We start from the raw sequence: 19,958 nt of genomic DNA on the forward strand, positions 1-19,958 counted from the left end.
GCAGGGCGGACCAGCCCTGCCACGAGGGGGCGGACCAGCCTTCCAGCCGACGCCAGGATGGGAAATCAGCGCAGTGAGTGCACCGACAAAGCACAGGCCGGGCCCCGGATGACGGCGGAACTGCAGTCACCTGTGCGGTCACTTGGCTCCTGGACCATCGGGGTCGTCGGGATCGCCGGGCTCATTGCCATCATCGCCGGCGTCTATTCCTCCCCGGAAGCCCTGGCCGCCGTCGGCATCCTGATCGCCGCAGCCGTGGGCATCGGGTGGCCGCACTTCCTCCGCATTCCGGCGAAGAAGACCTTGGCCGCCGTGATCGCCCTGCCGGGAGCCGCCGCCGCGGTCTGCGCCTCCGTGGCCCCGCCCCCCGGCTACCTCGACTGGACGCCCGCCTTCGTCGCCCTGGGCATGATGGCCGTCTTCGTGGTGCAGCTCATCCGCGGCACCGGCCAGGCGCAACGGCTGGAATCCACCCTCGGGTGCTGTGTCGGTGTCCTCCTGTCCTGCCTCGGCGCCGGCTGGATAGCCGGCGCCCGGTTCAACGGCGTCCGCGAAATGCTCCTGGTGGCCGCGATCAGCGCCGCCGTAGCGCTCCTTGCCGGACTCATCCAATGGCCGGACAGCATCGTCGCGCCCCTGGGCGTTGTGCTGGCCGGCCTGGCCGGTCCGCTCGCCGGCCTGGTCCTGTCGGACATTGCTGTCCTGCCCGCGGCCGTCTTCGGCGTCATCGTCGGTGCGGTCCTGGCCAGCTTCCGCAGGCTCGCGACACTGCGCGGCGCACCGTTGAATATGCCGGCAGCCTTGAGCATGGGCCTGGCCCCGGTCTCAGCCGTAGGATCCCTGGCGTACTTCATCGACAAACTACTCATCTACTAACGGGTTAGGATTGCACCATGTCCGTACTTGCATTTGAAATCTTCTTCCTCGTCCTGCTCGGTATCGCGAGCGTTTCCATGGCCTGGTTTGCCGGTTTCGTGGTCTACCGCCTCTTCAAAGGCCAGAAGTAGCCACATCCTTTCCCACCGCCGTATCTCGAGGTAATAGACAGTGCCCATTGAGATTCCCACAGACCTGACTCCCGAACTCGTCCCCCTATCCTGGCTCATAGGTGAGTGGGAAGGACGCGGCCGGCTGGGCAGCGGTGACGAGGATTCCGAGCACTTCCTGCAGCACGTGTCCTTCACCCACAACGGGCTGCCGTACCTCCAGTACCGCGCCGAAAGCTGGTTGACCGACGACGACGGCACGCGGCTGCGGCCGCTCACCGTCGAGACCGGCTTCTGGGCGCTGGAGCGCAAACAGCTGGACGCCGACGGCGGCCCGGGGCTGGTGCCGGCCGACATCGTTCCCGTGTTGAAAAGCGCCGACGAGGTGGAAGCGCTGCGCAACAAGGACGGCGGCTTCGACATCTCCGTATCCATCGCCCACCCTGGCGGCATCACGGAGCTGTACTACGGCCAGATCAAGGGACCGCAGATCCAGCTGACCACCGACATGGTGATGCGCGGCAGCCATTCCAAGGACTACAGTGCCGCCACCCGGATCTTCGGACTGGTGGACGGGAACCTTTTGTGGCGGTGGGACGTGGCAACGGGTGGAGAGGCCGGAAAAGGGCTGGAGGCCCACGCCTCTGCATTCCTGAAAAGAGTTTCCTGACCCGGAAAGGCCCCGCCATGGAAGACGGAACGGAACACGCAGGCAAGCCCACCAGCTACAGCGACCTCAAGGCCGTCTTCTTCAACGGCACCCTGAAGAAGTCACCCCAGACCTCCAACACCGAAGGGCTGATTACCATCAGCCGCCGGATCATGGAGAAGCAGGGCGTCAGCACCAGGCTCATCCGCACTGTCGATCACGACATCGCCACGGGCGTCTACCCGGACATGACCGAGCACGGCTGGGCCACCGATGAATGGCCGGAGATCTACCCCGCCGTCCAGGAAGCGGACATCGTGGTGGTGGCCGGCCCCATCTGGCTGGGCGACAACTCGTCCCAGACCAAGAAGCTGATCGAGCGCCTCTACGCCCACTCCGGCCAGCTCAACAGCCAGGGCCAGTGGGCGTTCTACCCGAAGGTCGGCGGCTGCCTCATCACCGGAAACGAGGACGGCATCAAGCACTGCGCCATGAACGTCCTCTACAGCCTCCAGCACATCGGATTCAGCATCCCGCCGCAGGCCGACGCCGGGTGGATCGGGCCGGTAGGGCCCGGCCCCAGCTACCTGGACGAGGGCTCCGGCGGCCCGGAGACAGACTTCACCAACCGGAACACGACGTTCATGACCTGGAACCTCCTGCACCTGGCCAGGATCCTCAAGGATGCCGGAGGCTACCCGGCCTACGGCAACCTGCCCGGTGAATGGGAGGCCGGTACGCGGTTCGATTTTGAGAACCCGGAATACCGCTAGCGTTGGCTGAACCTTCACAACCCGGAATACCCCGCTGCTAAAGGACGTTGCCGCCAATATGAGTACGCCCAGCCCTTTGTTGTCGCGTCCCGGCGCCGTTGAGGCCGCCGGCCCCGACGCCGGTGTCGCCGCCCACTACGGCGAGCCGTTGCGCGAGCAGCGCGCACTCGCTGCCGGAACCGCCGTCGTCGACCTGTCACACCGCGGTGTGGTCACCGTCACCGGACCGGACCGGTTGAGCTGGCTCAACACCCTCTCGTCCCAGCAGGTGGCAGCGCTGGCGCCGGGTGAGTCCAGCGAACTGTTGCTGCTCAGCGTCCAAGGGCGCATCGACTTTGATGCCAGGGTTGTTGACGACGGCGGGACCACCTGGCTGATCGTGGAGGCCGCCGAGGCTGCACCGCTGGCCGAGTACTTGAACCGGATGAAGTTCATGCTGCGGGTGGAGATCGCCGACGTCTCCGCCGATTGGGCCGTGGTGGGCAGCACCACGGCAGTTCCCGAATGGGCCGGACGCCTTGCCTGGCAGGATCCCTGGCCGCATGTCTCGGCGGGCGGGTACTCGTACGCCACTGTGTCCGAGGAAAACCACCCGGGCCTTGAACGTCCCTGGTTCGAATACCTCATCCCCGCCGAGGAACTCGAGGCCGCCGTCTCCGGCCGCCCGCTGGCCGGAGTGCTCGCGGCCGAAGCCCTCCGCGTCGCTGCCTGGCGGCCCAGGATCGGCGCAGAAACCGATGACAAGACCATCCCGCACGAACTCGACCTCCTGCGCACCGCGGTGCACTTGGCCAAGGGCTGCTACAAGGGACAGGAAACCGTCGCCCGCGTGCACAACCTTGGCCACCCGCCGCGGCGGCTGGTGTTCCTGCAGTTGGACGGTTCGCAGCACACACTGCCCGCGGCCGGCAGCCCGGTCATGGCAGGGGAACGCAAAGTGGGCACGGTGACGTCCGTTGCGCAACACCACGAGATGGGTCCCGTGGCGCTGGCGGTCATAAAGCGTTCCGTGGCGCCGGATGAAATACTGACGGTCCTGGACGGCGATGAACCGTATCCGGCCGTCCAGGAGCTCATTGTCGCCCCGGACGCCGGCCAGGTTGTTGGGCGGCAGACCGGATTCCTGAGAGGGCCCCGCTGATGACAGACCACACCGCACCGGGTGTTGCGCCGGAGGCCACGCAGGACAATGATGCCGCGGTGGCGCTGGCGCACTCGCTGTTCCAGGCGGCCCGCGACGGCAACGACGCCTTGCTTGGCGCCTACCTTGAAGCCGGGGCGCCGGCAACCATGACCAACGCCACAGGAGACTCCCTGCTGATGCTGGCCGCGTACCACGGCCACGCCGATACGGTGGAGTTGCTCCTTAAGCACGGCGCCGACGCCAACACTGCCAACGACCGTGGCCAGACCCCGCTTGCCGGGGCAGCCTTCAAGGGCTACCCGGACGTGGCCCGTGTCCTGCTCGACGCCGGAGCCGATCCGGATGCCGGAGCGCCGTCGGCACGGGCCGCTGCCCAAATGTTCGCCCGCGCAGAGATCCTGGATCTGCTGGGCTAGCGCTTTCGCCGGGTCCGCCCGGCACCAACACCAAAATTTCAAAGGATGATCGAGTGGAAAACGTAGCGAAGCCCTGGCCGGCCCTGTGGTCCCTGGTGATCGGGTTCTTCATGATCCTGATCGACACCACCATCGTGTCCGTGGCCAACCCCCGGATCATGGAAGGCCTGGACGCGGACATCAACTCGGTCATCTGGGTGACCAGCGCCTACCTGCTGGCCTACGCTGTCCCGCTGCTCATCACCGGCCGCCTCGGCGACAGGTTCGGGCCCAAGAAGCTGTACCTCTCCGGCCTGGTGGTCTTTACGCTGGCCTCGCTGTGGTGCGGCCTGTCCGGCGACGTCCGGGTCCTGATCGCGGCCCGCGTGCTCCAAGGCCTCGGCGCCGCCATGATGACTCCCCAGACCATGGCTGTCATCACCCGGATCTTCCCGCCGGACCGCCGCGGCTCCGCGATGGCAGTCTGGGGCGCAACCGCCGGTATGGCGACCCTCGTCGGGCCCATCCTCGGCGGCGTCCTGGTGGACGGGCTCGGCTGGGAATGGATCTTCTTCATCAACGTCCCGGTTGGCTTGGTCGGGTTCATCCTGGCGTGGCGCAACGTGCCGGCACTGAGCACGCACCCGCACAAGTTCGATATCCCCGGGGTCCTGCTCAGCGCCGTCGGCCTGTTCCTGCTGGTTTTTGGCATCCAGGAAGGCGAGACCTACAACTGGGGCACCATCACCGGACCCATCAGCGTATGGGGCCTGATCATCGCCGGCATCGTGGTGCTGGCGGCCTTCGTGGCGTGGCAGCGCTTCAACAAGGGTGAACCGCTGCTTCCCTTGGCGCTGTTCAAGGACCGGAATTTTTCGCTCGCCAACATCGGGATCACCACGGTGGGCTTCACCGTGACCGCCTTCAGCCTGCCGCTGATCTTCTACTACCAGCTGGTCCGGGGCCTGACTCCCACCCAGTCCGCCCTGATGATGGTGCCCATGGCCCTGATATCCGGCGGACTCGCGCCCGTCGTGGGCAAGCTGGTGGACCGCGTCAACCCCAAATACATCACCGCCACCGGGCTCGTGCTGATGGCTGTGGCGCTGCTCTGGAACTCAGCCCTGATGCAACCGGACACACCCATCCTGATGTTCCTGCTGCCCAGCGCTGTCCTGGGCTTCGCCAACGCAGGCATCTGGGCCCCGTTGAGCACTACGGCCACCAGGAACCTACCGCCACGGCAGGCAGGGGCGGGTTCGGGCGTTTACAACACCACCCGCCAGATCGGCGCAGTCCTGGGCAGTGCCGCCATCGCGGTGCTCATCCAGTCGCGGCTCGCGGCCGAACTGCCTGCGGGAGGCCCCGGCGGATCCGCCGGCGAAGGCTTGGCGATGGGCGGCTCGCTGCCCGAATTCCTGCACGGCGGATTTTCGACGGCGATGGGCCAGTCCATCCTGCTTCCCGCCGGGGTGATCCTGGTGGGGGCAGCCGTCGCGTTGTTCTTCGCAAAGCCGCAGCCCGTCCAGGGTTGGGGAGCGCCGGTCCAAGGCCAGCCGTCAGCGAAGGTGGACGCTGGTCTGGATTCCGCCGGCTGAGAGGCCAAGCTTCCGGGCCAACGCCAGGCAGCCCGTGTTGCTGACGTCCGCGCGCCACTGCAGCGTCAGTCCCGCTGCGAGTGCTTCGTGGGCCGCGATGGAGCCCGCCAGGGAACCAAGGCCGCGCCGGCGCCACTCCGGGTCGACCAAGACCCCCATGTTCGCCAGCAGGCCTTCCCACTCGCCGTAGGCCCCGCAGGCCAAGGACACGCGCCGGCCATCCTGCTCGTGGACGATTGTGTACCGGTTTTCCAGCTCGGAGAGGCCAACTTCGTTGACGTCATCCGGCGGGCAGCGGCCCTCCAACTCGATGGCCTCGGGGTTGCCGTGGGACACGGTGAGCTCGTCGGAGGGCTGCTGCAGGGGCAGGTCGTCCGCGAAGAACAGTGCCGCGGCACCGAGGCCGTGACCGCCTCGGTCCCTGGTGAGGGTCAGGAGGGTCACGTGCTGGGCCATTTCCTCATCCGGGATGCCGGCGGCGGCGTCGATCACGCTCTGCGGCCCCACCAGCACCGAACTTCCGAAAAGCCGCACGAACTCAACGGTCCGGACTGACTCGTCGGCCCGCACAATCCGTTCGGCCGAGGCGAGTCCGGTCCCGAATGCGTCGTCGTCAAGGCCCAGCCGGCGTGCCCACGCCAACTGGATGATGGCAGCAGAGCCGGGGTCGAGTGTCATGGTCCCAGCCTAGGGCGGCCTTGCGGCTTATCCGAACAGGACAGCCGCTTCGTCGTACCGGTTCTGCGGAACGGTCTTCAGCTGGCCGAGGGCTTCCTGGAACGCGACGTGGTGGATATCGGTTCCCTTCAGCGCCACCATGGTGCCCCAGTACCCCTCCACCACGGAATCGATGGCGGCCATGCCCAGCCGGGTGGCCAGGACGCGGTCGAAGGCGGACGGTACGCCGCCGCGCTGGATGTGGCCCAGGATGGTTGCCCGGGTTTCGATGCCGGTCCGGGCCTCCAGCTCGGGCGCGAGCTGGTCGGCGATGCCGCCCAGCCGGGGCCGGCCGAACGTGTCCAGGCCGCGCTCGGAGTGCGGGCTCTCCATGTGCTCCGGGACAAAGCCCTCAGCCACCACCACCAGCGGCGCGCGGCCGCGGGCGTGGGCTTCATTGACCCACTCGGTGATCTGCTCGATGCTGACTTTCTGCTCCGGGATGAGGATGGCGTGCGCACCCGCGGCCATGCCGGCGTGCAGGGCGATCCAGCCCACGTGCCGGCCCATGACTTCGGCGATCATGCAGCGGTGGTGGGACTCGCCGGTGGTGCGGAGCCGGTCAATCGCTTCGGTGGCGATCTGGACGGCGGTATCGAAGCCGAAGGTGTAGTCGGTGGCGTCGAGGTCGTTGTCCACGGTCTTGGGGACACCGACAATCTTCAGCCCGGCGTCGGTCAGGCGCTTGGCGGCGGCGAGCGTTCCCTCACCGCCGATAGCGATGATGGCGTCGATGCCCAGCCGGTCCATGTGGGCCTTGATGGCCTCGGGGCCGCCGCCGTTTTCGAACGGGTTGGTGCGGGAGGTGCCCAGGATGGTGCCACCCTGTTTCGCGATGCCGCGGACCATGGTGCGGGGGATGTCGATGATGTCGCCCTCCACCACGCCGCGCCAGCCATCGAGGAATCCGACGAATTCGTGGCCGTGGATGGCGATGCCCTTCAGCACGGCGCCGCGGATCACGGCGTTCAAGCCGGGGCAGTCGCCACCACTGGTAAGGATTCCAATTTTCATGTTCAGCTCAAATCCTGGGAGAAGGTTTACAGGCAGAGCGCCACGCTGAGCTCACCTAGAAGTGTAGTGGGGTGTGTGGGGTACGACACAAACCGGTTACATGCGGTGCGCTTTCCCGGCGGGTGGCCGCGGGCAGGAAAAAGCCCCCGCATCCGTGATCCGTTCACGAGGGCGGGGGCCTGGTCCCCCAGTGGGGGAGGCACCTTCCGTAGCTACATCCGTGGGCCGTTGGTCGAGCGGCGCTCCAGGAAGGTTTGCAGCGGGATCTCGTCGCGCTGGTCCGGAAGCACCACCCAGGCCAGCAGGTAGAAGACGACGGCGGGTCCCGGGAGGAGGCAGAACAGCAGGAACGCGATGCGCACGTAGGCCACGTCCACGTTCAGCTTGGCCGCGATGCCGCCCAGCACCCCGCCGAGCCAGCGCTGCGGGCCGCGCTTCAGGCCAAGGCCCCTGACAATGCTGAAGAACTTATCCATGGTTCAAGACTTCCTTTTCAGTGGGTCGTTGTCACGTTTGCGGGCAGAGAGCAGGCCGCCGGCCACCAGGGCCACTCCGGCGCCGATCATGAGGCCGATCAGGACGTAGGTCCCGTTGAGGGTGACGATGCCCAGTTGCGCCACGATGATCAGCGCGGCCAAAGCCAGGACGATCAGGCCCCACACCACGGTTCCCACCCTGGCCGGCGCCGCATCGGCAGGCTCGTGGCCCGCCGTCGTCGGAATGTTGCTGTCCATGTCAGTTGCCTTCCTGGATTGTGACGTTGCTGAAGGTGCCATCGATCCGCACCACCAGGTGGTTGCCGGGTTTGTCCGCGTTGTAGCTGCTCTCGCGGGTGGTGGTCCCGCCGCGCTGGCCTGTGGCCTCGTTCAGGTTGCCCATGGTCATGTCCGCCTTGATATCCACGGGCACGTTCTGCGGGATCACCACGGTGACGTTGCTGGCCGTGATATCGAGCGGAACCACGACGTCGGAGGTCAGGGGGGCTAAGGGGGACAGGTCCGTGAGGTTCACGGTTCCCCGTCCGGCGGTGATGTCGATGCCGCCGCGCGCCTCCTCGATGCTGGCGGGGTTCCAGTCCACCTGCTGGAAACGCATCCTGCCGTCGTTCGCCACGTTGTAGACGCCGCCGGTAACCAGGGCGATCACGGCGAACAGGCTCAGGATCCCCGAGGTCCGGCCGCGCAGTCCCGCCACGAGGATGCCCAGGCCAAGGACTGCCGCGGCGCTGGCCCAGACAATCGCGTTGCCGGAGCCGCCAAGGTCGATGACATGCCCGGCGTCCAGTGCCTTGAGGCCTCCGCCCACCAGCAGGGCAGAGCCGGTGGCGATGGCGACGGCGGGGGCACCCGGGCCGGCCGGCCGGGGCTTGGGCGGCCGCGGCGGAACCCACGGCGCCGGGTATCCGTCCCCGCCGGAACCGCCCGGGCCGCCGGTCCCTCCGAATGCTCCCGGGCCATTCCCTGCGGGCCCGCCGGCGGTGCCGCCGCCATAGGCGGGCGCTGGAGGGAACGCCTGGGCGGGGCCGGACGTGGTGGCCGCGGAGAAGGACGACGTGTGTTCGGAACCTGGCCGTCCCGCCGTGTATGGCGCACCCGGAGCCGCCGGAGCATGGCCCGCCATGGTGGGACGTGCTTTGTTGCGCTGGGAGAGGTGGTAGATCAGGAAGATCGCGCCGGCCACCCAGAACACGGTCCAGAGGAGGCCGCTCAAGCCGTTGTGGCTCCACCCCCAGAACCCTCCGCCCAGGCCGGTGAATCCGAGGACGGTGGCGATCAGTGCGCCCGTCATGCCACTGGACCAGCGGCCCGCGCCGGCTTCCTGGACGTGGATCCGGCCGTCCGGTTCCGGGAGGAAGGCCCAGGCCAGGCCGTAGAGCAGTACGCCGATGCCTGCCAGGAGGGTCAGGACTATAAGGGCGCCGCGGATGATGATGGGGTCCACGCCGAGCCGGTGGGCTATGCCGCTGCAGACGCCGCCGATCCAGCGGTCGCTGCCCCGGGAGATGCCCTGGCTGCGGATCCAGCCGAAGAAGTCGCTTGAGGCTGCTGGCGGGGTGGGGCCGGCGTGGAAGGCATAGCCCTGTGCCGGGTCGGAAGCTGGGGGAGCGGTGGGGCCATCCTGCGAACCGCCGGGGCCGCCCTGGGCGGGGCCCGACGCCGGGCCCGGAGGAATCGCGTCGGAGGCCGGCAGCGGCTCGGTGGGCCGCTGGTTGCCGGAGCCGGGCAACGGCCCGGTTGGGTGTTCGTCGTCGGGGGAAGGGGTCTGCGAGTTCATACTTCGATCCTCCCGTCCAAGCCCGTCGCCGCTCTACTGGGGGAAACCCTGAACGGTCCCTGAGCCACCCCCGGGAAAGCGCACAACCCGGTCCGGGCTACCCTGATCCATGCTTGGATTGATCCATGACAACCCTCCCCGCGCGGCCGCCCCTGGCCCGGAGCAGTGACCGGGTCATCGCCGGCGTGTGCTCCGGCCTGGCCCTGCACCTCGGGTGGCCCGTGAAGACCGTCCGCTGGGGCATGGTCCTCGCGTCCTTCGCAGGCGGGGCCGGCCTGGTGTTTTACGCGTGGCTCTGGATCATGGTTCCCACCGCGGATGAGGCTGCCCGGCGCAATACCCGCCGCCCGGCGTCGCCCATTGCCCCGGCGGTGAGCCGGCCCGCCGCCGCAACAACGGACGACGACGGAAGTCCCACGGGTGCCGCGGGCTCCGGCCCGGCCGGCACGGGCGCAACCCCTGGCGCTCCCTGGTTCCGGGTGCGGGGCATGCGCTACGGCAAGGAGATCCTGCTCGGCTGCGGGCTCCTGCTGGTCGCCGGGATCATGATCGCCCAGTTGCTGGGTGTTGATGTGTCCCTGGGCACCCTCATCCCCGCCGCCGCTGTCCTGGGTGGCGCCTCGATCGCCTGGATGCAACTGGACGAGACCCGCCGGGCGGGACTGGTGGACAAGACCAAGGCGGACCAGGCCGGCGGCTGGGGCCGGCTCGCAGCGGGGCTGGCGCTGGTGGTTGCCGGTGTCCTGGTGATGGTGTCCGGCTCGGGTTCCTGGGAACAGACGTGGCTTGCGCTGCTGGCTTCCGTGGCGGTCCTGGGCGGCGTGGTGCTGGTCCTGCTGCCGTGGGCCTTGAAATTCTGGCGGGACCTCGAAGCCGAGCGTGCGGGCCGCATCCGGGAAACGGAACGCGCGGAGATCGCGGCCCACCTGCACGACTCAGTGCTGCAGACGCTCGCCTTGATCCAGCGGCGGGCGGGCAACGAGCACGACGTCGTCCGCCTGGCCCGCGCGCAGGAGCGTGAGTTGCGTGGCTGGCTCTTTCAGGACCACGGACGGGAAAGCGGCCAATTGTCGGACCGGATCAAGGCCGCAGCCGCCGAGGTGGAGGACCTGCTCGGCAACGCTGTGGAGGTGGTCACGGTGGGTGACGCCGCCATGACGGAGGCTCACGAAGCCTTGGTCCAGGCCAGCCGTGAGGCGATGCTTAATGCCTCCCGGCACGGCGGCGGAACGGTGTCCGTTTATCTTGAGGCTTCGGACGGGCAAGCCGAGATCTTCATCAAGGACAGGGGCCCCGGTTTTGAGCTGGGGAACGTTCCCTCGGACAGGCTTGGCGTCCGGGAATCGATCATCGGCAGAATGAAAAGGCATGGCGGCTCGGCTGCCATCCTCAGTACGGATGACGGCACCGAGGTTCGGCTGAGGCTGCCGGCAGCGGAGAACGCGGAAGGGAAACCATGAGCACCATCCAGGGAACAGGGGGCGCAGCCGCCCGGCCGGCCAAATCCGTGCGGGTGGTGATCGTGGACGATCACGCGATCTTCCGCTCCGGGTTGATGGCCGACCTCGACGCCAGCATCCACGTGGTGGGGGAAGCCGCCACCGTGGAACAGGCCATCGCCGTGATCGCCGAGCAGCGGCCCGACGTCGTCCTCCTGGACGTGCACCTGCCCGGTGGGCTGGGCGGCGGCGGCCGGGAAGTCATCGCCGGCTCCGCACCCCTCCTCTCCGCCACCCGCTTCCTGGCCTTGAGCGTTTCCGACGCAGCGGAGGACGTGGTGGCGGTGATCCGCGCCGGGGCCAGGGGCTATGTCACCAAGACAATTTCCGGCGCCGAGATCACTGATGCCGTGTTCCGGGTGGCCGGCGGCGACGCCGTGTTCTCTCCGCGCCTGGCCGGGTTCGTCCTGGACGCATTCGGAACCGCTCCCGCGGACATTGCCGACGACGAGCTGGACAAGCTCTCGGCACGCGAACTGGAGGTCATGCGGCTCATCGCCCGGGGCTACAGCTACAAGGAAGTGGCCAAGGAACTCTTCATCAGCATCAAGACGGTGGAAACCCACGTGTCCGCGGTGCTCCGGAAGCTGCAGCTTTCCAGCCGGCATGAGCTGACCAAGTGGGCCGCCGAGCGCCGCCTCCTCTAACAACGCCCGCTCACCTTTGACGCCTTAATCACCGACGCCCGCTCACCTTTGACGCCTTAAACACCGACGCCCGCTCACTTCCTCAAGGAAAGTGAGCGGGCGTCGGTGTCTAACCGGCCGGAAGTGAGCGGGCGTCTACTGGGCCTTGCCCAGGAAGTCCTGCAGGCGCTGGACGCCGGTGGCGAGGTCGTCATCGCCCAGTGCGTAGGAGAGGCGCACGAATCCGGACGGGCCGAACGCCTCGCCGGGGACCACAGCCACCTCTACCTCATCCAGGATCAGGGCGGCCAGCTCGGCAGACGTCTGAGGCGTGGCGGTGCCTGACGCGGTGGGGAATTCCTTGCCCAGCAGCCCCCGGACGTCCGCGTAGACGTAGAAGGCGCCCTTCGGCGTCGGGCATTCCACGCCGTCAATGGCGTTCAGGCCGGCGACGATGGCCTTGCGGCGGCGGTCGAAGGCCACCTTCATCTCATCGACCGCGGTCAGCGGACCGGACACGGCGGCGAGGGCCGCAATCTGCATGATGTTGGAGACGTTGGACGTGGCGTGCGACTGCAGGTTGGTGGCGGCCTTGATGACGTCGGCGGGGCCGATCATCCAGCCAACGCGCCAGCCGGTCATCGCGTACGTCTTGGCGACGCCGTTGAGGATGACCACCTTGTCGCCAAGTTCGGGGGCTGCAGTGGCGATGGAGGTGAAGGGGACGCCGTCGTAGGTGAGGTGCTCGTAGATCTCGTCCGTGACAACCCAGAGGCCCTTTGCTGCGGCCCACTTGCCGATCTCAGCCACCTGCTCCGGCGAGTAGACAGCGCCGGTGGGGTTCGACGGCGAGACGAACAACAGGATCTTCGTCTTGTCCGTGACAGCCGCTTCCAACTGCTCGACGGTTACCAGGTACTCCTGCTCGGGCCCTGCGAAAACTTCCACGGGCACGCCGCCGGCCAGGCGGATCGCCTCGGGGTAGGTGGTCCAGAACGGGGTGGGCACGATCACTTCGTCGCCCGGATCCACCAAGGTGGCGAACGTGTTGTACACAGCCTGCTTGCCGCCGTTGGTGACCAGCACCTGCGAGGGGTCAACGGTATAGCCCGAGTCCCGGAGGGTCTTTTCGGCAATGGCCTTCTTCAGCTCCGGCAAGCCGCCCGCAGGGGAATAGCGGTGGTACTTGGGCTGGCCGGCCGCTTCGATGGCGGCCTGGACAATGTAGTCCGGGGTGGGGAAGTCGGGTTCGCCCGCGCCGAAGCCAATAACCGGCCGGCCTGCTGCCTTGAGCGCCTTCGCCTTGGCATCAACGGCAAGGGTTGCGGATTCGGCAATTGCGGATATGCGCTTGGAAACGCGGGCGGCAGACATGGCAGGTCCGTTCTTCGCTTGCAGCCTGAAGGCTGGAATGTGGGTTTCGACGAGTTCTACTCTAAGCTGTTCAGCGGACCCTCCGGGGAGCCGGTTTGGTTTTGTGACTGCTGACTGCTGCACAAGTCGGACCGGCCGGCGGATGGGCCGGGTCGGGCCGGTTTTACCTACGCGGACTTCTTGCGTAGACTGGTTCACCGGTGTTGAAACACGGATGATGGCGTGCGCCCCAGTTCAAACTGGTGCATGGGTCGTCAAAGAGTGGCATTCACTCCATAGGGTAGTGGCGCAATTGGTAGCGCAGCGGTCTCCAAAACCGCAGGTTGCAGGTTCGAGTCCTGTCTGCCCTGCGCAAGCTGTCTCCGGGCGAAAGCCCGGGGCAGGCGCAGCAACCATGGTTCTGATCAGGGCCGGGTAATCCACCATTGCAAAGATGAGCGAGGACCAGGTGACCGAAACAGCTGCCAGCAGCTCCAAGGGCCGCCCAGCTAAGAAGGAAGCCAAGGCAAGCTTCTTCGCCCGCATTGCTCTCTTTGTCCGCCAGATCATTGGCGAACTCAAGAAGGTTGTGGCCCCCACCCGCAAGGAACTGATCAACTACACGCTCGTGGTGCTGGTGTTCGTGGCCATCATGATGGTCATCGTCAGCCTGCTGGACATTGGTTTCGGAACCGCTGTCAGCTGGATCTTCGGCGGTACCGGCTCGACGGACAGCTAAGGCTGGATGGTCCGCAGGCCGCGTGTTTCGTCCGGGAAACCGGAAGGGAAGCGCCGGTGTGCGGAATTGAGCCATTTAAATAGGCATGTTAGGCAATGAGGAAGCAGGAGACCAAGTGTCTGAGCAGGAGCTCGAGGTAACCGAGTCTGGGCTGGAAGAGTCCCAGGACGTCGCGGCAGAAGCCGGTGAAGAGTCCGAGGTTGAGTCCTTCGCGCCCGAATCCGACGACGCCGGCTCCGATGCTGACGGTGCCGCCGGTGAAGAAGCCGACGCCACGGAAGACGGCGACGACGAGTCCGCCGACGCCCTCGCCGCCGCAGCGGCCGCCGCAGCGGCCGCCGCAGCCGCTGATCCCGCCGAGGAGTTCAAGGCCAAACTGCGCCGCCAGGAGGGTGACTGGTACGTCATCCACTCCTACGCAGGTTACGAGAACCGCGTGAAGGCCAACCTTGAAACCCGCATCCAGACCCTGGACATGGAAGATTACATCTTCGAAATCCAGGTGCCCATGGAAGAAGTCGTGGAGATCAAGAACGCCCAGCGCAAGGTGATCAACCGCGTCCGCATCCCCGGTTACGTCCTGGTCCGCATGGACCTGACCGACGCCTCCTGGGGCGCCGTCCGCCACACCCCCGGCGTAACCGGCTTCGTGGGCAACGCCCACAACCCGGTCCCGCTGCGCCTGGACGAGGTCTTCTCCATGCTCGCCCCGGTCTTCGAGGAAGAGCAGGCCGAGAAGGGCAAGCCGGTCAACAAGCAGAACCAGGCTCCCGTGGCCGTCGACTTCGAGGTCGGCGAGTCCGTCATCGTCAAGGAAGGCCCGTTCGAGACCCTTCCCGCCACGATCTCCGAGATCAAGCCCGAGTCCCAGACCCTCGTGGTGCTGGTCTCCATCTTCGAGCGCGAAACGCCCGTCACCCTGGCGTTCAACCAGGTCACCAAGATCTGACCAACCGAGAATTCGTTCCGGCACCGCCCGCTTAGCGGCGCCGGAACGGCCGGCCGCCTTGCCATGGCGGCCACAAACCTGAGGCACGCTCCTGTGCCCCAGGACGTTATTGAGAGAAGGACCCTACATTGGCTCCCAAGAAGAAGGTCACCGGCCTCATCAAGCTGCAGATCCAGGCAGGTGCCGCCAACCCGGCCCCGCCGATCGGTCCCGCGCTTGGCCAGCACGGTGTCAACATCATGGAATTCTGCAAGGCGTACAACGCTGCGACGGAAGCCCAGCGCGGAAACGTCATCCCCGTGGAAATCACGGTCTACGAGGACCGTTCCTTCACGTTCATCACCAAGACCCCGCCGGCTGCAGAGCTCATCAAGAAGGCTGCAGGCGTTGCCAAGGGTTCATCCACCCCGCACACCGTCAAGGTTGCCAAGCTGACCCAGGCCCAGGTCAACGAGATCGCCTCCACCAAGATGGAAGACCTCAACGCCACCAGCCTCGAAGGCGCAGCCAAGATCATCGCCGGCACCGCCCGCTCCATGGGTATCACCGTCGAGGGCTAACCACCCTTCCCGCTGTCCAGCGTCAAGGTAATTGACGACGACGGGCGGCACCGCCGGGACACCGGCACCAAACACAATGAAATGTCGGGCATCCGGGCCGGATAACGAACCGGACCACCGACTGTGGCAGGGCCCAGCGCGGTCCGCAGACCACAACTGCACAAGGAGAAATAAGCAGCATGGCAAAGCGCAGCAAAGCATATGAGGCAGCAGCCGCCAAGATCGACGCGGAGAAGCACTACGCACCGTTCGAGGCAGTAACGCTGGCCAAGGACACCAACCCGTCCAAGTTCGACGCAACCGTCGAGGTGGCTTTCCGCCTGGGCGTTGACCCCCGCAAGGCCGACCAGATGGTCCGCGGTACGGTCAACCTGCCCCACGGCACCGGTAAGACCGCCCGCGTCCTGGTCTTCGCCACGGGCGACAAGGCTGAGGCAGCAATCGCAGCCGGCGCCGACTTCGTTGGTTCCGACGACCTGATCGAAAAGATCGCCGCCGGCTGGACCGACTTCGACGCAGCCGTTGCCACCCCTGACCTCATGGGCAAGGTTGGCCGCCTCGGTAAGGTCCTTGGTCCGCGTAACCTGATGCCGAACCCGAAGACGGGCACCGTGACCCCCGATGTCACCAAGGCCGTCAACGACATCAAGGGTGGAAAGATCGACTTCCGCGTCGACAAGCACTCCAACCTGCACTTCATCATCGGCAAGGTGTCGTTCGACGCCATCAAGCTGGCCGAGAACTACGCAGCAGCCCTGGAAGAGGTCCTTCGCCTGAAGCCGTCCGCTGCCAAGGGCCGCTACATCCAGAAGGCCACCGTTGCCACCACGTTCGGTCCCGGCATCTCTGTCGACCCCAACGTCACCAAGGTGCTCACCGAGGCCTAGTCCTTGATGAAAGTTCCTGCCCCGGGCTGAGCCCGGAGCATCAGGAGCCCGCCCCGACGCGCATGCGCCGGGGCGGGCTCCTTTGTTGTCCGGCGTATTTGCCTAAGCTGGCTGCATGGATAATCCGGACCCCGCTGGCGTCCCGCCTCTGCCGGCACGTGACGTACTGGTGATTGCCGCCGTCGCGATCCCTGCCGCCGGAAGCGGCCAAGGTCCCTCCGGTACGTTGGTGGACTTCCGGGAGTGCCAGTCCATGCGGGCAGCGGAGGACATGGCTGTGTGGGGAAGCCTGGAGCGCTGCCTGACCGACAAGGAGGCGCTTGAGTACTGGCGTGGCAACCCCTATGAAGAACGGCAGCTCTTCCTGGCCCGGATCGGCAGCGAACCGGTGGGCCTGTGCTCGGTCACCTTCCCGCTGCGGGACAACACGGCCACGGCGGGCATTGAGGTCCTGGTGGTTCCCCGCTGGCGCCGCCAGGGGATCGGGCGTGCGCTGCTGGGCCATGTCGAGGCCGTGGCCCACTCCCGGGGTCGGTCATCCCTTGGCGGCTTCCATGAAATACCCCTGGACGCTTCGGGACATGGCGCCGGCAGGCTGGCCGCGAAGTCCGGGGCCGGGCACTTGCCACTGGACCACCCCGCTAGCGCTTTTGCCCTGTCCGCCGGCTACCAGCTGGAACAGGTGGAACGCTCCAGCCGGCTGGCCCTGCCCGTGGCTGGTGACCGGCTGGCCCGGCTCGAAGCGGAAGGGATCGCGCGTGCAGAGTGCTACACGCTGACGGCCTGGGATGATCGTTGCCCGGAAGAGCTTGTTGCCGCCTTTGCCCGGCTCAAGGAGCGGATGAGCACGGATGCGCCTACCGCGGGCATGGACTGGGAACGCGAGGACTGGGATGCGGCCCGGGTCCGGGGGGACGAATCGGCCCTTGTCCGCAGTGGCGTCCAGTCTTCCGTGGCGGCCGCCGTGCACCGGCCCACTGGCGAGCTGGTGGCGTACACGGTCCTCACCTGGCGCCCCGAGGTGCCGGAGTCGCTGATCCAGCAAGACACCTTGGTGTCGGCAGAGCATCGCGGGCATCGGCTGGGCATGCTGGTCAAGGTGGCCAACCTCCGCCGCGCGCAGGAAAAGTGGCTTCCGGCGCGCTCGGTCCTGACATGGAATGCCAGCGAAAACCAGCATATGCTGGCGATTAATACCGCACTTGGATTCAAGCCTGCCGGCTATGAAGGTGAGTGGCAGAAACGGCTGGGATGATGCCCGAATGGCGATAGACGTAAAGATCGAACAGCTGTGGATTCCGGATTCCCTGGACACCCCGGACGCAGCCGACTTCCTGGCCGCCGTCGAGGTGGGGCGCAAGGTGCGGATGCAGACCTGGGGGAGTGACGATCTCGCCTACGGTCCGCTGGAAAAACTGCTCGAGTTCGCTGATCCCTATGAGCGGCAGCTGATCCTCGTCGCCAAGGTGGACGGAGACATCGTGGGCACTGTGGACATCGCGCTGCCGCTGACGGACCACCTGGACCTTGCCGAACTCACCCTGGACATCCTGCCCGAGTTCCAGCGCCAGGGCGTGGGCCGGCGCCTGCTTGAGGCGGCCGAACAGCTGGCTCGCGGCGAGGGACGCACCATGATCCTGGTGGACACCAACCACCCCGGCGCATCACTCCACGAATTTGGTCAGGCCCAGTTGGTCCCGGGCACCGGCCAGGGGTTCGTTCCCTTGGAAAGCCGGGAGGTGGAGTTCGCGCAGCGGACCGGGTACACACTCCAGCACATTGAGCAGTTCAGTTCCTGCCTGCTTCCCCTCGACACGAAGCTGGTGGCCGACCTCCAGGCTGAGGCCGAGGAAGCCAATGGCGGCCGGTACCGGCTGCACCATTGGACGGACCGCTGCCCGGACCAGTGGCTGGAGGCCGTGGCGGTCTTGGAGAACCAGGCGGGTGCCGACGTCGACCCCTCCCTGGACGTGCCGGTTGAGCAGGACATGGTGTTCGACGGCGGGATCCTGCGTGAGGCCGAAGACGTCGCCATCGCGCAGGGAAGGCGGACGGTGGTCACCGCCGTCGAGCACATCGCCACGGGATCGCTGGTGGGACTGACCACCATCACCGTGCTGGCCCACCGCGCCGACGTCGTTTTCCAGGACGATACCTTGGTCCTGCAGGAGCACCGCGGCAACAAGCTGGGCCTGCTGATCAAAGTGGCCAACATGGAGCGGCTCAGCGAGCAGTTCCCGGATGCCCGCATCATCTACACCTGGAATGCCCCCGAGAACCGGTACCTGCTGACGGTCAACAAGCAGCTTGGGTTCCAGACGGCAGGGGTGACGGGTATCTGGCAAAAGGAACTTCCCACCTTGCGGACCAGCACCAGCTGACGCCCGATTTGGCGGACCGGTGCTCCCTCACGTAAGCTGGGAGTACCAAAGACCGTCGGTTGTTGGAAATCCACTCTCCTGTTCATGGCTCAACTCTGCAGTTGTGCGCCGGAGGCCACAGTAGGTTTCCGGACGAAGGACCCTCAACGCAGGGCGGCCGGCGCAGGTGAACGAAGCAAAGCTCCACGGCTCAGCCGTGTTGAGCCAAGCCCCGTGCATCTGCGCGGGGCGTTTTTAGTTTTAGCTCTCTTGAGCGGGGACCGTCGAATACCGGCACTATCCCCGGAAGGAGGGTTATGGCAACGCCTACCAAGGTTTCAGCAGTAGCTGAGATCACTAACGATTTCAAGGAATCGAACGCCGCTGTCCTGACCGAATACCGCGGGCTCACCGTTGCACAGCTCAAGCAGCTGCGTGTTTCTCTCGGCCAGGACACCAAGTTCGCGGTCGTCAAGAACACCCTGACCGCCATTGCAGCCAAGGAAGCCGGCGTCGAAGCATTCGACGGCCAGCTTGCCGGCCCCACTGCAATCGCGTTCATCAAGGGTGACGCAGTTGCCGCTGCCAAGAGCCTGACGGATTTTGCCAAGGCCAACAAGCAGCTGGTCATCAAGACCGGTTACTTCGAGGGCAAGGCATTGGACGCCACCGAGGTTGCAGCCCTGGCTGCCCTCGAGTCCCGTGAGCTGCAGCTCGCCAAGGTTGCGGGCGTCCTCAAGGCACCCGCCGCCGCAGCTGCACGCATCATCGACGCACTGCGCCTCAAGCTTGAAGAAGAGAACGGTGCACCGGCAGCTGCCGAAGCGCCTGCCGCTGAAGAATCTGCTGACTCTTCAGCTGAAGCAGTAGCCGAGGCACCCGCCGAAGCTGCCGCTGCCGAAGAGAACTAATTCTCTTTACCCCACCAGACTCCGGTGTCAGGCCCGGCTCCGCGCCGCTCGGACACCACAACAGGAAGGACGCCAACCATGGCGAAGCTCAGCAACGAAGAGCTCATTGAAGCTTTCAAGGAACTGACCATCATCGAGCTCTCCGAGTTCGTCAAGCTCTTCGAAGAGACCTTCGAAGTTACCGCCGCTGCTGTTGCAGTTGCCGGCCCCGCCGGTGGCGGAGCTGCTGAAGAGGTTGAAGAGAAGACCGACTTCGACGTCATCCTCGAATCTGCCGGTGACAAGAAGATCGCCGTCATCAAGGAAGTTCGCGCCATCACCTCCCTCGGCCTCAAGGAAGCCAAGGACCTGGTTGACAGCGCCCCCAAGGCTGTTCTCGAAGGCGCCAACAAGGAAGCTGCCGAGAAGGCCAAGGAGCAGCTCGAGGCTGCAGGCGCCACCGTTACCCTCAAGTAACAACGCCTTTTCCTCGGGAAACCCCGCCCCACTGCGAGCCAGTTGGGCGGGGTTTCCTGCTTTAAGCG

The 19,958-nt window shown here is 66.2% G+C and carries 22 protein-coding genes and 1 tRNA gene; 17 read left to right on the forward strand and 6 right to left on the reverse strand.

Annotated features, from left to right (window positions below):
- Positions 1-108 precede the first annotated feature (108 nt).
- From DC347_RS02510 to DC347_RS02535, 6 genes are all read left to right on the forward strand, one after another.
- Positions 109-876 carry a hypothetical protein gene (locus DC347_RS02510; protein WP_018760489.1) on the forward strand — a complete coding sequence of 256 codons (768 nt, stop codon included), beginning with the start codon at positions 109-111 and terminating at the stop codon, positions 874-876.
- 171 nt (positions 877-1,047) lie between these two features.
- Positions 1,048-1,656: an FABP family protein gene (locus DC347_RS02515; protein WP_018760487.1), complete on the forward strand. Its 609-nt coding sequence runs from the start codon at positions 1,048-1,050 to the stop codon at positions 1,654-1,656.
- 17 nt (positions 1,657-1,673) lie between these two features.
- A complete protein-coding gene (locus tag DC347_RS02520; protein ID WP_109044346.1) occupies positions 1,674-2,408 on the forward strand; it encodes a flavodoxin family protein in 735 nt (244 codons plus the stop codon).
- Between the two features lie 58 nt (positions 2,409-2,466).
- Positions 2,467-3,549 carry a folate-binding protein YgfZ gene (locus DC347_RS02525; RefSeq protein WP_165837970.1) on the forward strand — a complete coding sequence of 361 codons (1,083 nt, stop codon included), beginning with the start codon at positions 2,467-2,469 and terminating at the stop codon, positions 3,547-3,549.
- Positions 3,549-3,968: an ankyrin repeat domain-containing protein gene (locus DC347_RS02530; RefSeq protein WP_109044347.1), complete on the forward strand. Its 420-nt coding sequence runs from the start codon at positions 3,549-3,551 to the stop codon at positions 3,966-3,968. The genes DC347_RS02525 and DC347_RS02530 overlap by 1 nt, the downstream gene beginning before the upstream one ends.
- A 53-nt stretch (positions 3,969-4,021) precedes the next feature.
- Positions 4,022-5,545 carry a DHA2 family efflux MFS transporter permease subunit gene (locus tag DC347_RS02535; RefSeq protein WP_109044348.1) on the forward strand — a complete coding sequence of 508 codons (1,524 nt, stop codon included), beginning with the start codon at positions 4,022-4,024 and terminating at the stop codon, positions 5,543-5,545.
- Here DC347_RS02535 and DC347_RS02540 read toward each other — a convergent pair.
- The 5 genes from DC347_RS02540 to DC347_RS02560 form a co-directional block, all read right to left on the reverse strand.
- Positions 5,507-6,223, reverse strand: a complete 717-nt coding sequence (locus DC347_RS02540) for a GNAT family N-acetyltransferase (protein ID WP_109044349.1) — start codon at positions 6,221-6,223, stop codon at positions 5,507-5,509. The genes DC347_RS02535 and DC347_RS02540 overlap by 39 nt on opposite strands.
- A gap of 27 nt (positions 6,224-6,250) precedes the next feature.
- The gene (locus tag DC347_RS02545) at positions 6,251-7,276 is read right to left on the reverse strand and encodes an ATP-dependent 6-phosphofructokinase (protein ID WP_018760481.1); all 1,026 of its coding nucleotides are present in this window, start codon (positions 7,274-7,276) and stop codon (positions 6,251-6,253) included.
- Positions 7,277-7,488: 212 nt separating this feature from the next.
- The gene (locus DC347_RS02550; RefSeq protein ID WP_018760480.1) at positions 7,489-7,752 is read right to left on the reverse strand and encodes a PspC domain-containing protein; all 264 of its coding nucleotides are present in this window, start codon (positions 7,750-7,752) and stop codon (positions 7,489-7,491) included.
- 3 nt (positions 7,753-7,755) lie between these two features.
- Entirely contained in the window at positions 7,756-8,010 is a 255-nt protein-coding gene (locus DC347_RS02555; protein WP_018760479.1) for a hypothetical protein, read from the reverse strand.
- A gap of 1 nt (position 8,011) precedes the next feature.
- The gene (locus tag DC347_RS02560; protein WP_109044350.1) at positions 8,012-9,550 is read right to left on the reverse strand and encodes a PspC domain-containing protein; all 1,539 of its coding nucleotides are present in this window, start codon (positions 9,548-9,550) and stop codon (positions 8,012-8,014) included.
- A gap of 125 nt (positions 9,551-9,675) precedes the next feature.
- Here DC347_RS02560 and DC347_RS02565 point away from each other — a divergent pair, with 125 nt between their 5' ends.
- Both DC347_RS02565 and DC347_RS02570 read left to right on the forward strand, forming a co-directional pair.
- Positions 9,676-11,010: an ATP-binding protein gene (locus tag DC347_RS02565; RefSeq protein WP_018760477.1), complete on the forward strand. Its 1,335-nt coding sequence runs from the start codon at positions 9,676-9,678 to the stop codon at positions 11,008-11,010.
- Positions 11,007-11,696: a response regulator transcription factor gene (locus tag DC347_RS02570; protein ID WP_206073873.1), complete on the forward strand. Its 690-nt coding sequence runs from the start codon at positions 11,007-11,009 to the stop codon at positions 11,694-11,696. Before DC347_RS02565 ends, DC347_RS02570 begins: the two co-directional genes overlap by 4 nt.
- A gap of 135 nt (positions 11,697-11,831) precedes the next feature.
- Here DC347_RS02570 and DC347_RS02575 read toward each other — a convergent pair whose 3' ends face one another.
- The gene (locus DC347_RS02575) at positions 11,832-13,049 is read right to left on the reverse strand and encodes a pyridoxal phosphate-dependent aminotransferase (RefSeq protein ID WP_109044351.1); all 1,218 of its coding nucleotides are present in this window, start codon (positions 13,047-13,049) and stop codon (positions 11,832-11,834) included.
- A gap of 277 nt (positions 13,050-13,326) precedes the next feature.
- Between DC347_RS02575 and DC347_RS02580 the strand changes: the two genes are divergently transcribed.
- From DC347_RS02580 to rplL, 9 genes are all read left to right on the forward strand, one after another.
- Positions 13,327-13,399: transfer RNA gene (locus tag DC347_RS02580), tRNA-Trp, on the forward strand.
- Positions 13,400-13,482: 83 nt separating this feature from the next.
- Positions 13,483-13,767, forward strand: coding sequence for a preprotein translocase subunit SecE (secE, locus tag DC347_RS02585; RefSeq protein WP_018760474.1), 285 nt, complete (start codon positions 13,483-13,485; stop codon positions 13,765-13,767).
- 115 nt (positions 13,768-13,882) lie between these two features.
- Positions 13,883-14,716 (forward strand): transcription termination/antitermination protein NusG, encoded by an 834-nt coding sequence (gene nusG, locus DC347_RS02590; protein ID WP_109044352.1) that lies wholly within the window; start codon positions 13,883-13,885, stop codon positions 14,714-14,716.
- 128 nt (positions 14,717-14,844) lie between these two features.
- Positions 14,845-15,276, forward strand: a complete 432-nt coding sequence (gene rplK, locus DC347_RS02595) for a 50S ribosomal protein L11 (protein WP_018760472.1) — start codon at positions 14,845-14,847, stop codon at positions 15,274-15,276.
- Between the two features lie 179 nt (positions 15,277-15,455).
- Complete coding sequence (rplA, locus tag DC347_RS02600) at positions 15,456-16,163, forward strand: 50S ribosomal protein L1 (protein ID WP_018760471.1); 708 nt, start codon at positions 15,456-15,458, stop codon at positions 16,161-16,163.
- Between the two features lie 115 nt (positions 16,164-16,278).
- Entirely contained in the window at positions 16,279-17,418 is a 1,140-nt protein-coding gene (locus DC347_RS02605) for a GNAT family N-acetyltransferase (RefSeq protein ID WP_018760470.1), read from the forward strand.
- A 7-nt stretch (positions 17,419-17,425) separates the two neighbouring features.
- The gene (locus DC347_RS02610; RefSeq protein ID WP_018760469.1) at positions 17,426-18,544 is read left to right on the forward strand and encodes a GNAT family N-acetyltransferase; all 1,119 of its coding nucleotides are present in this window, start codon (positions 17,426-17,428) and stop codon (positions 18,542-18,544) included.
- A 296-nt stretch (positions 18,545-18,840) separates the two neighbouring features.
- Complete coding sequence (gene rplJ / locus DC347_RS02615) at positions 18,841-19,434, forward strand: 50S ribosomal protein L10 (RefSeq protein WP_018760468.1); 594 nt, start codon at positions 18,841-18,843, stop codon at positions 19,432-19,434.
- 78 nt (positions 19,435-19,512) lie between these two features.
- Positions 19,513-19,890: a 50S ribosomal protein L7/L12 gene (rplL, locus tag DC347_RS02620; RefSeq protein ID WP_018760467.1), complete on the forward strand. Its 378-nt coding sequence runs from the start codon at positions 19,513-19,515 to the stop codon at positions 19,888-19,890.
- Positions 19,891-19,958 lie beyond the last annotated feature (68 nt).

It is taken from the genome of Pseudarthrobacter sp. AG30, from assembly GCF_003116525.1.
Classification (GTDB): domain Bacteria; phylum Actinomycetota; class Actinomycetes; order Actinomycetales; family Micrococcaceae; genus Arthrobacter.